This window comes from Paracoccus sp. S4493 (assembly GCF_000967735.1).
Taxonomy (GTDB): domain Bacteria; phylum Pseudomonadota; class Alphaproteobacteria; order Rhodobacterales; family Rhodobacteraceae; genus Paracoccus; species Paracoccus marcusii.
The window spans coordinates 1-431 of record NZ_JXYF01000577.1; the positions used below are offsets into that span (position 1 = coordinate 1).

1 pseudogene is annotated in these 431 nt (G+C 75.9%); it reads left to right on the top strand.

The annotated features are described in order from the left end of the window. Positions 1–431, top strand: a pseudogene (locus TW83_RS21735) (chromosome segregation protein SMC); the annotation flags it as partial.

Here is a 431-nt window from a genome sequence, read left to right on the forward strand (position 1 = left end):
CCTGCGGCGGACCGAGACCGAGGCCGCGCTGCCGGCGCTGCGCGAAGAGGAGCAGATCGCCGCCGCCCTGGTCCAGCGGCTGGCCGTGGAGACCGAGGCTCTGGCCGAGGCCGGGCGGCGCGCGACCCAGGCCATCACCGCGCTGTCGGGGCGTCTGGCGCAGCTGGACCGAGACATCGAGCGCGAGCAGGCGCTGAATCGCGATGCCGATGAGGTCGTGCGCCGCCTGACTTGGGAGGCCGAGCAGCTGCGCGCGGGCGGCGAGGGGCATGACGCACGGCTGGACGCCGCCACAGCCCAGGCCGAGGCCGCCGCCGAGACGCTGCACGAGGTCGAGGCCCGGCTGGCCGAGCTGGCCGACGAATCCGCCCGCCTGGCCGCCCGCCATCAGTCGGCCGAGCGTCTGGCCCCTAACCTGCGCGCCATGTTCG